At 36.6% G+C, this 4,132-nt stretch carries 2 protein-coding genes; both read left to right on the top strand.

Annotated elements, in window-relative coordinates; genetic code table 11:
- Nucleotides 1-2,041: transglutaminase family protein (locus E1171_RS05845; RefSeq protein WP_222931408.1), on the top strand; the 2,041-nt coding region annotated here is incomplete at its 5' end.
- Nucleotides 2,042-2,133: 92 nt separating this feature from the next.
- The gene (locus E1171_RS05840) at nucleotides 2,134-4,077 is read left to right on the top strand and encodes a DUF3857 domain-containing protein (RefSeq protein ID WP_155205006.1); all 1,944 of its coding nucleotides are present in this window, start codon (nucleotides 2,134-2,136) and stop codon (nucleotides 4,075-4,077) included.
- Nucleotides 4,078-4,132 lie beyond the last annotated feature (55 nt).

Below are 4,132 nucleotides of genomic sequence, written 5' to 3'. Positions count from 1 at the left end.
AATAAATAAGTGGTCCATGCTTAAGGGTTTTGAGGGTTTTTGTTCTTTTTTTATTACCTCATTTATTGCTTTTTCTCTACAAGTTTCTGCGCAAAATGTGAAAATGAAATTTGGGAAAATTGAAAATTCTGATTTGGAAATTGATGTATATCCACTAGACACGGGGGCTTCCGCGGTCATTTTGGCCGACGTGGGCAAGTCACATATACAATACAATCAAACTAAAGGGGATTTTGAATTGGTTTTTGAAAGGCATACTCGCATTAAAGTTTTGAATAAAAATGGATTTAAATGGGCAGACGTAGAAATTCCTTTATATGGGCGAAATAGCGATAAGGAAAGAGTTAGTGGATTGAAAGGCTATACTTACAATCTTGAAAACGGGAAAGTAATTAAGTCAAAATTGGATAAAAAATCTGTTTTTGATGATCTTAAGAATGAATATTGGTCCTTGAAGAAGTTTACGATGCCTAATGTTCGGGAAGGTTCAGTTATTGAATATACTTATAAGGTGTATTCTGATTTTTTGTTTAATCTTCAAAGTTGGTACTTCCAATATGAAATACCAGCCATTTGGAGTGAGTATACAGCAGTGGTACCTGAATACTTTTATTATAAAAAATTAGGACAAGGATATATTTCTATGGTCTTGGCTGAAGAAGATAAAAAAAGTGAATCAATTGTTTTTTCTTCAAAAGAGGGATCCAATACTGTGGATTTTCTTAGTACTGTCTACCATTATGCCACCAAAGATGTCCCTGCGTTCAAGAGTGAATCTTATATGACCACTTCAGAGGATTTTATTTCAAAGATGGACTTTGAACTTGCTAGTATAAAATACCCTCGAGATCCTATCCGACAAATAATGGATACCTGGGAAACTATTATTAAAGAATTGCTGGAACATGAAAAATTTATGATAAGGTTGAGGAGAACTAACTTCTTAAAGGCTCAAATGGGAGCTGTCCTATCAGGGGCTAATACTCCGGAAGAAAAGATTGAAGCTATCTATACCTACGTCCAACAAAATATAAAATGGGATGAGAAAAATGGGATGTTTACTTCCCAAAGTTTGAAAGACACTTTTAATAAAAGAGTTGGTAATTCGGCAGACATAAATTTATTGCTTATTGCCATGTTACAGGAAGCAGGCTTGGAGGCCGATCCTGTGATTTTAAGCACCAGAAATAATGGTAGGGTGATGCAGATGTACCCTATTATTACCAAATTCAATTATGTGATTTCCAAGGTTTCCTTGGATGGAAAATACTTTTTATTGGATGCCACAGATCCTTTTCGTTCTATTGGTATGCTTCCTTACAATTGTTTGAATGGACAGGGGTTTGTAATCAAAAAAGGTATGGAAGAATGGGTGGATTTATTGAATAAAGAGATTTTTATGGAATCTCATCAAGCAACCCTGGCTTTTAATGATGAAATGGAACTAACTGGTAAGATTCAAAAAATGTATAAAGGTTTTAGTGCGAACAGGAAACGAATTAGCCTAAGTGGTGGAGAAGAGAAATATCAGGAAGAACTGGAAGAGAAGTATGAGGGGTGGGAACTGAATGAATTGCAGTTTAAAAATAAGGGGGAAATTGGGAAGCCATTTGTGGAAGATATGGATGTAGTTATTCCCTCTGAAGGGGAGATGGGAGACGATATAATTTACCTTGATCCAATGATTGCGGGTGACAAATTAGAAGAAAACCCTTTTAAAAGTGAAAAAAGAACCTATCCTGTAGATTTTGGTTCTCCTATCCGTGGACAATATATTTTGAATCTTGATTTACCGGATGGTTATGTGGTTGAAGACATGCCAGAAAATGCCAATCTGGCTTTGCCTGAAAATGGGGGGCGTTTTACCTATGCCATTTCCGTAAAGGGAAAAAGGCTTCAGTTGGTTAGCTCTTTTTTAATTCGAAAGACCCTGTTTGTTCCTGAAGAATATTCTAGCCTTAAAGAGTTTTACAACATGTACATAGCAAAATGTGCTGAAAAGATTGTACTCAAGAAGGAGGGGTTAGTCCTAAGTAATTAAAACTTTCTTTTAAAATTTTTTAAACTTAAACGGGACAAATCTGGGATTTTGTTTCTAGCTAATTGGTTGAAATTTATTATTTGTAGTTCCACATGAAAAAATATCTCCTTTTTTGCTTATGGGTATTGTTCAGCAAACCGCTTTGGGCGGACGATTTGAATTTTGCCGTTAGTAAAATCACTGAAGAGCTTAAGACTGATGCATATGCTGTAATCCGCCATGATGAGTTGATTTTTGAAGTTAAATCGGTGGGGAAGTCGGTGGAAAAGGTACGTTACGCCATTACAATTTTGGATAAAGAGGGTGATGATTATGCCCATTTGGTGGTACCTTATGATAAGTTTAATAAAGTCGTAAATTTAAAAGGGAGAATTTACAATTCTTTGGGTGAGGAAGTAAGGAAGCTGAAGAAATCGGATATCTCAGACATTAGTCTTGTTTCTGGCGTAACCATTATGTCAGATAGTCGAGCTAAAGTTGTAGAGGTCTCCTTAGGTCAATACCCCTTTACTGTGGAGTATGAGTATGAAGTAGCTAGTGAACAGTCCTTATTTTATCCCCAATTTAGGCCTTTGCCTTCTTCTAAAGTTGCGACACAAGGTGGGATATTTAAGGTAATCACGCCAGATAAGATTCCACTACGGTTTAAGTCTTATAATTTGGAATTAGAACCTGAAATTTTTTCCCTTGAAGGAAAAAATACTTATACCTGGAAGATAGGAGAAATGCCCGTTTTTAAAAGTGAACCCTATGCCCCGGGATTGAGTGAGGTGCTTCCGACAATAATTACCGGTCCCAAAGATTTTCAGATGGAAGGTTTCCAAGGGAATATGAGTGATTGGTTATCTTTTGGTCAATGGATAAATCAATTGAATCAGGGGAGAGGTGAACTTCCTAAGCATATTATTAAAGAGGTAAATGAGTTGGTAACTGATTTACCAGATTTGGAAAGTAAAGTCAGAGCAGTATATGAATATATGCAGAACCAGACCCGTTATGTAAGTATTCAATTGGGTATTGGAGGATTTCAACCATTTGAGGCTAGTTTTGTGGCGGAAAAAGGATATGGGGATTGTAAAGCTTTATCTAATTACACCCAGGCCCTGTTGAAAGCTGTAGGGATTTCATCCAATCAGGTGTTAATTTGGGGAGGAGCCAATAGACCAATAAGAACGGATTTCCCAAGTAGCCAATTTAATCATATGATCCTTTCTGTTCCTTCTCCTAATGATACCATTTGGTTGGAGTGTACAAGTCAAACAAATCCTTTTGGTTATCAAGGTTATTTTACGGGAGATAGAGATGCATTGATGATTACGGATGAAGGAGGGAAAATTGTTCACACTACCGTATATCCCTTAGAGGCTAATACACAATTTCGTAGGGCAGAGGTTTATATATCCAACACAGGGGATGCTTCAGCTAGTATTCGGACAGATTTTTCTGGTTTACAATATGAAAATGTGGATTGGTATTTGAATCAATCTATGGAGCTGCAAAAGAAGGAACTTTATGAGGACCTGGAAATAAATAATGCGACTATAGAGAGCTTTAAGCACTCTCAAGAAAAGAACCGAATACCAAAGGCCAGACAAGATTTGAAGTTGAAAATTAGAAAACTGGCTTCTCTAAGTGGAAAACGTCTTTTCATTACTCCCAATTTGATGAATCAATCAGGAAAGGCCCCAAGAGCCATTAAAGATCGGAAATATGAGGTGTTGATCAATACAGGTTTTTATGATGCGGATACCATAAGTTTTCATTTTCCAGAGGGGTTTCAACCTGAGTATTTGCCCAAAGCAAAAGAGTTTATTTCCGATTTTGGACATTATAGGGCTGAAATCCTTATTGAAGGTAAAGAAATGACGTATATCCGAACCTTAAAAATGTTTAAGGGACGTCACCCTAAAGAAAAATACACAGAACTTAGGTCTTTTTTGAAGGATGTTTATAAGGCTGACAAACTTAAGCTGGTGTTGGTAGAAAAAAAGAGGGAAAATGCCACAACAAATTCCGATGGTGGGGAAAAGATTTAGGGAGAGTATTGAATTGGAATTATTTTCTTGTTGAGGGTATTAACTGGTAGGGTGG

It is taken from the genome of Xanthovirga aplysinae (assembly GCF_009711365.1).
In the GTDB taxonomy this organism is placed as follows: domain Bacteria; phylum Bacteroidota; class Bacteroidia; order Cytophagales; family Cyclobacteriaceae; genus Xanthovirga; species Xanthovirga aplysinae.
Note: the sequence above shows the minus strand (reverse complement) of the source record. Positions and strands in the feature narration are given on the sequence as shown.

Coding starts and splice junctions, on each gene's coding strand:
- E1171_RS05840 (WP_155205006.1), top strand. CDS start 2,134: ATGAAAAAATATCTCCTTTTTTGCTTATGGGTATTGTTCAGCAAACCG.